Annotated in this window: 5 protein-coding genes and 1 pseudogene; 4 read left to right on the top strand and 2 right to left on the bottom strand. The window is 73.6% G+C overall.

The features are described 5' to 3' along the window. Positions 1–187: 187 nt before the first annotated feature. Positions 188–1,042, bottom strand: coding sequence for a 3-methyl-2-oxobutanoate hydroxymethyltransferase (gene panB / locus NH602_RS26630; protein WP_073574179.1), 855 nt, complete (start codon positions 1,040–1,042; stop codon positions 188–190). Positions 1,043–1,219: 177 nt separating this feature from the next. Between panB and NH602_RS26625 the strand changes: the two genes are divergently transcribed. The 3 genes from NH602_RS26625 to NH602_RS26615 all read left to right on the top strand — a co-directional run bounded on the left by NH602_RS26625 (position 1,220) and on the right by NH602_RS26615 (position 4,767). After that, positions 1,220–2,848, top strand: coding sequence for an alpha/beta hydrolase (locus tag NH602_RS26625; RefSeq protein ID WP_083658099.1), 1,629 nt, complete (start codon positions 1,220–1,222; stop codon positions 2,846–2,848). 93 nt (positions 2,849–2,941) lie between these two features. Next, on the top strand, positions 2,942–4,285 hold the full coding sequence (gene glnA, locus NH602_RS26620) for a type I glutamate--ammonia ligase (RefSeq protein ID WP_073574178.1): 1,344 nt from the start codon (positions 2,942–2,944) through the stop codon (positions 4,283–4,285). Next, complete coding sequence (locus NH602_RS26615; RefSeq protein WP_208622936.1) at positions 4,282–4,767, top strand: cupin domain-containing protein; 486 nt, start codon at positions 4,282–4,284, stop codon at positions 4,765–4,767. The genes glnA and NH602_RS26615 overlap by 4 nt, the downstream gene beginning before the upstream one ends. Here the strand turns inward: NH602_RS26615 and NH602_RS26610 are convergent. Then, entirely contained in the window at positions 4,764–5,978 is a 1,215-nt protein-coding gene (locus NH602_RS26610) for an FAD-dependent monooxygenase (protein ID WP_253069214.1), read from the bottom strand. The genes NH602_RS26615 and NH602_RS26610 overlap by 4 nt on opposite strands. A 67-nt stretch (positions 5,979–6,045) precedes the next feature. Between NH602_RS26610 and NH602_RS26605 the strand changes: the two are divergent. Continuing rightward, a pseudogene (locus NH602_RS26605) lies at positions 6,046–6,454 on the top strand (bifunctional [glutamine synthetase] adenylyltransferase/[glutamine synthetase]-adenylyl-L-tyrosine phosphorylase); the annotation flags it as partial.

Genomic DNA, 6,454 nt, shown 5'->3' with positions numbered 1-6,454 from the left:
GCGCGCGGCTGGCGTCGCTGGCCCGGCGGCTGGCGCGCCGTGAGACCCCCGCGGACCGCATGCTGGCCCGCCACCGCGCGGGCGGCGGCATCCCGGGGCTGGGGCACCCGACGACGCACGGCGCAGGCTGAACCGGTCCCACCCGGCCGACCGGGCCCCGGCGACGCGCGCCGGGGCCCGGCCCGGCTCACCGGTAGCTGTGCTCCTCGGCGGGGTACTCGCCGTGCGCCACGTCGGCGGCGAACGCGGCCGCCGCGTCGTGCAGGGCCGAGCCGAGCTCCGCGTACTTCTTGACGAAGCGCGGCACCTTCCCGCGGTTCATCCCGGCCATGTCCGACCAGACGAGGACCTGGGCGTCGCAGTCGGGCCCGGCGCCGATGCCGACGGTCGGGATGCGCAGCTCCCCGGTCACCCGCTTGGCGACGTCGGCGGGCACCATCTCCAGCACGACGGCGAACGCGCCCGCCTCCTGCACGGCCAGCGCGTCCTCGACGAGCCGGTCGGCGGCGTCGCCGCGGCCCTGGATGCGGAACCCGCCCAGCGCGTGCTCGCTCTGCGGGGTGAACCCGAGGTGGCCCATCACCGGCACGCCGGACGCGGTGAGCGCCTCGACCTGCGGCGCGAAGCGCGCACCGCCCTCGAGCTTGACCGCGTGCGCCCCACCCTCCTTCATGAACCGGAACGCCGTCTCCTGCGCCTGCGCGGGGGAGATCTGGTAGCTGCCGAACGGCAGGTCGGCGACGACGAGCGCGCTGCGGGAGCCGCGCACCACGGCCCGGGTCAGCGGGACCAGGTCGTCGACCGTGACCGGGATGGTGTTGTCGTGGCCGAACACGTTGTTGCCCGCGGAGTCGCCGACGAGCAGCACCGGGATACCGGCGTCGTCGAAGATCTCGGCGGAGTAGACGTCGTAGGCGGTCAGCATGGGCCAGCGCCGGCCCTCCTGCTTCCACTGCAGCAGGTGGTGGACGCGGGTCCGCTTCGGCGGGGTCGCGGGCGCCCGGTACGGGGCCGCCACCTCTCCGCTCTCCTGTGTGCTCACCGGTGAGCTCCTTCCGTCCTCGAGGCTCACGCTGGTCGGGGGTCCCCGGGTTCGCCGTCGATGGCGGACGCCAGGGTGGCAGCGCACGGGCCCGGACCGCCCCGTGGTGTGGGCACCCTCACCCGGGCCGTGACCCGCGACCGGTCACCGTCGGGGGTCGGTGGCATGCTCACGGTCATGCTCCCTCGGCTGTTGCGACGACGTGCCCACCGACGAGAGACACCGGCCCCGGCCCGCCGGCGGACGCGTCCGGCCGCGCTCGCCGTGCTCGGCGCGGCGACCCTCGTACTGGTCGGCGCGTGCGCCGACGCGGGCACCGGTGACCAGCCGCAGGCCGCGCAGAACCCGCCGGAGCTGGCGCAGTTCTACGACCAGCAGCTGCAGTGGGGCCCCTGCAACGACTACGCCCCCACCGCGGACGACGCGCAGACCTACGCCGACCCGCAGTTCGACTGCACCCGGGTGACCGTCCCGCAGGACTACGCCCGGCCCGGCGACGGGAAGACGATGCAGATCGCGCTGCTGCGCAAGAAGGCGACCGGCGCCAAGATCGGCTCGCTGTTCGCCGACCCGGGCGGCCCCGGCGCCTCGGGCACCTCGTTCGTCGCGCGCCAGGCCGCCACCTGGGCCACCAACGGCCTGGGGGACCGGTTCGACCTGGTCGGGTTCGACCCGCGCGGCACCGGCGCCAGCCGGCCGCGGATCCAGTGCCTCACCGACGCCGAGAACGACGAGGAGCGCACCAAGGTCTTCGCCGACCCCTCGCCCGCCGGGGTCGCCGCCGCCGAGGCCGACAGCCGTCAGTTCGCCGAGCGCTGCACCCAGCGCACCGGGGCCGACGTGCTGGCGAACGTCGGCACCCGTGACGTCGCGAAGGACATGGACGTCATGCGGGCCGCCGTCGGCGACCAGAAGATGACCTACGCCGGCTTCTCCTACGGCACCGAGCTCGGCACCGCCTACGCCGAGGCGTTCCCGCAGAACGTCCGCGCGCTGCTGCTCGACGGCGCGATCGACCCGACGCAGTCGACCATCGACTCCACGGTCAAGCAGAACGCCGGGTTCCAGCTCGCGTTCGACAACTTCGCCGAGGACTGCACCAGCCGCCCCGGCTGTCCGCTGGGCACCGACCCGGCGACGGCGACCCAGGCGTTCCAGACGGTGATGCGGCCACTGATCGACACGCCCGCGAAGGTCAGCGACGGGCGCGTCCTGAGCTTCTCCGACGCCCAGACCGGCGTCAGCCAGGCGCTCTACGTCTCCCAGCTGTGGCCTGCGCTGCAGCAGGGGATCTCGCAGGTCGCGAACGGCAACGGCGACCTGCTGATGCGCCTGGCCGACCTCTACCACGAGCGCGACGACCAGGGCCGCTACTCGAACATGCTGCAGGCCTTCCAGTCGATCAGCTGTGTGAACCAGCCGGCGCTGAAGGAGCCGTCGGAGGCCCTGGAGCTGGCGACGCGGGCCGACGAGGCCGCCCCGTTCCGCTCCACCGGCCGCGGCCCGGTCGGTGCCCGCGACGCGTGCGCGTTCTGGCCGGTCCCGCCCACCAGCGAGCCGCACACGCCCCAGGTCGACGGGCTCCCGCCGGTCGTCGTGGTGTCGGTCACCGGTGACCCGGCCACGCCGTACCAGGCCGGGGTCGACCTGGCCCAGCAGCTGAACGGCAGCCTGATCACGGTCAACGGCAACCAGCACACCGCGTCGCTGCAGGGTGACGCGTGCACCGACACGCTCGCGATCGACTATCTGGTGAACCTCACGCTCCCGCCGCAGGGCGCGGAGTGCACGCTCGCGCCGAGCTGAGGGCCGTCGTCGGGGGTGTGCGGGCGACCACGACCGGGTCGCCCGCACACCCCGGTAACGTCCGCGTAACACGGGGTTCCTAGGCTCCGCCGCATGGACCGCCAGCAGGAGTTCGTGCTCCGCACGCTCGAGGAACGCGACATCCGTTTCGTCCGTCTCTGGTTCACGGACGTGCTCGGATACCTCAAGTCGGTGGCGGTGGCCCCGGCCGAGCTGGAGGGCGCCTTCGCCGAGGGCATCGGCTTCGACGGCTCGGCCATCGAGGGCTTCGCCCGCGTCTACGAGTCCGACATGGTCGCCAAGCCCGACCCGTCGACGTTCCAGGTGCTGCCCTGGGAGACCGCCTCGGGCGAGCACTACTCGGCGCGGATGTTCTGCGACATCGCCATGCCCGACGGGTCGCCGTCCTGGGCCGACCCGCGGCACGTGCTGACCCGCGCGCTGAACAAGGCGGGCGAGGCCGGGTTCACCTGCTACGTGCACCCGGAGATCGAGTTCTACCTGCTGCGCGACCTGCCCGGCGACGGCACCCGGCCCGTCCCGGCGGACTCCGGCGGCTACTTCGACCAGGCCAGCCACGACGTCGCCCCGCACTTCCGGCGCAACACCATCGAGACGCTGGAGTCGATGGGCATCTCGGTGGAGTTCTCCCACCACGAGGGCGGCCCCGGCCAGCAGGAGATCGACCTGCGCTACGCCGACGCCCTGACCATGGCCGACAACCTCATGACGTTCCGCTACGTCGTGAAGGAGGTCGCGCTCACCCAGGGCGTGCGGGCCTCGTTCATGCCCAAGCCGTTCTCCGAGCACCCCGGCTCGGCCATGCACACGCACTTCTCGCTGTTCGAGGGCGACCACAACGCCTTCCACGACCCGGACGACCCCTACGAGCTGTCCGCGACCGGCAAGGCGTTCGTCGCCGGCGTGCTCAAGCACGCCCGGGAGATCACCGCGGTCACCAACCAGTGGGTCAACTCCTACAAGCGCCTCATCACCGGCGGCGAGGCCCCGACCGCGGTGTCCTGGGGCCACGCGAACCGCTCCGCGCTGGTCCGGGTCCCGATGTACTCGCCGGGCAAGTCGTCGTCGCGGCGGGTGGAGGTCCGCACGCTGGACTCCGCGTGCAACCCCTACCTCGCCTACGCGGTCATCCTGGGTGCCGGCCTCACCGGCATCCAGAAGGGCTACGAGCTGCCCCCGCCCACCGAGGACGACGTGTGGGCCCTGACCGACACCGAGCGCCGGGCGCTGGGCTACGAGCTGCTCCCGCAGAACCTCACCGAGGCCCTCGACGTCATGGAGAAGAGCGAGCTCGTCGCCGAGTACCTCGGCGAGCACGTGTTCGACTTCTTCCTGCGGAACAAGCGGGCCGAGTGGGACGCCTACCGCCGGAACGTGACGCCGCACGAGCTCGCGACGTATCTTCCCGTGCTGTGACCGACTTCTCGGACGAGATCATCCTGGGCCCGCTGCCGAAGGGCATCACGCGGGCCGGTGAGGGCCAGTACCAGCGGGTGTGGAACGTGCTGGGCCACACCTACTGGGCGAAGGCGGTCAGCGAGACCAGCTTCGCCTTCGAGACCCTCGACCCGCCCGGCACGGGTGTCCCGCCGCACGTGCACCTGACCCAGGACGAGCACATCCACGTCCTCGACGGCGTGTTCACGCTCTACCTGGACGGGCAGTGGGAGAAGGCCGGGCCGGGCGACACCGTCCTCATGCCCAAGGGCCTGCCGCACGCCTACTACAACAAGGAACAGGGCAACGCCCGCGCGCTGTTCTGGGTCAGCCCGGCCGGGCGGCTGGCGTCGCTGTTCGACCGGCTGCACGATCTGACCGACCCGGCCGAGGTCGTGCGGCAGTCGGCGTTGCACGACGTCGACTTCCTGCCGCCGGGCAGCGTCCCCGGCGCCGACTAGCGGGTGTTGCCCGACGCGCGGTGGTAGCCGGCGAAGATCTCCTCGATCTCCTCGCCGGTGATCACCGCGTCGAGGTCGTCGAAGCCGTCGGGGGCGCGGCGCTCGACCTCGTCGATGACCCGTTCCGGGCCGCCCACGCGGTTGCGGAGCACGACGTCGGCGGTCATCGGCAGCCGTTCGGCCTCGTAGGCGGCCAGCGCCGCCGCCGGGGCGCCGCCCGCGGCCAGGTGGCGGGCGAGCGACTCGGCGTCGAGGATCGCCTGCCCGGCGCCGTTGGAGCCCATCGGGACCATCGGGTGCGCGGCGTCGCCGAGCAGGGTGACCCGCCCGTGCGACCAGCGGGGCAGCGGGTCCCGGTCGCACATCGGGAACTCGAAGATCTCCGGTGTCGCGGCGACCAGCGCGAGGTGGTCGACGTCGTCGAGGTGGAAGCGGCGGGCGTGGGAGAGGGTCTCGTCGCGGTCGGCGGGCCGTGACCAGTCCTGGCGCTGCGGGGCGGGGTCGCCGTCGGCGCCGGTCGCGATGCACACCGCCCAGTTCGTGAGGACCGTCCCCGGCGCGCTGCCGGCGCCGACCGGATAGACCACCAGCTTGGCGGCGTTCCCGCCCGCGACGACCATCGAGCGGCCCCCGCGGAACGCCGGCCAGTCCGTCGCGCCGCGCCACATCGACACCCCGTTCCAGTGCGGCGGTCCCTCGCCCGGGAACAGGCCCGCCCGCACCGCGGAGTGGATCCCGTCCGCGCCGACCAGCACGTCGCCGGTCGCCTCCGGCAGGGCGTCGTCGGCGAAGCGGACCCGGACACCCCCGTCGGAGTGCTCGACGCCGGCGAACCGGTGCCGGGTGCGGATCGCGTCGGGGCCCAGCCGTGCGCGCACGGCCTCGGTGAGCATCCGGTGCACCCGTCCGCGGTGCCCGGCGACCTGCGGGAACGCGAAGCCGGCCGCCACCCCGCAGGGTCTGCGCAGGATCGGCTGCCCGAGCCGGTGGGCGTAGGTGAGGTCGGTGGTCGCGATGCCGACGTCGGCCAGCTCCGCGGACAGTCCGAGCCCGTCGAGCACCCGCACGGCGTGCGGCAGCAGGTTGAATCCGACACCGAGCTCGCCCGCGCCGGACCCCTGCTCCAGGACGGTGGACCCGATCCCGGCCCGCTCGAGGGCCAGTGCCGCGGTCAGTCCTCCGATACCCCCACCGACGATCACGACGTGCATGGCCCGAGCCTGACCGCTGGACGCCCCTGAGGGAAGGGCGGCCCGCGATGGGGCAGGATCACCGGTCATGGACCGTCGCACGGGGACCTCGCTCGCCCGGCTCGGCCTCACCGGTGAGGACGCGGCCACGACCCTGCGCGGTCTGGGCTGGTGGGCGACCGACGGGCCGGCGCCCGGCTGCGAGGAGATCATGTGGGCGCTGGCCCGCAGCCCCGACCAGTCCCTCGCCCTGCGGGCGGTCGAGCGGCTGGCGCAGACCGCTCCGTGGCCCGCGATCGACCGCGCGCTGCGCACCGACCGCGGGCTGCGGGGGCGGCTGTTGGCGACTCTGGGGTCGTCGACGGCGCTGGGCGACCACCTCGTCGGCCACCCGGACCGCTGGCCGCTGCTGGCCGACACCGCCGAGCGCGGGGACCCGCCACCGGACCTGGCCCGGCGCACCGCGAACCTGCTGCGCGCGGTGGGGGCCGACCCGG

Source organism: Pseudonocardia sp. McavD-2-B, assembly GCF_024124365.1.
GTDB lineage: Bacteria > Actinomycetota > Actinomycetes > Mycobacteriales > Pseudonocardiaceae > Pseudonocardia > Pseudonocardia alni.
The sequence above is the reverse complement of the archived record's forward strand: the minus strand, read 5'-3'. Positions and strand labels throughout refer to the sequence as shown.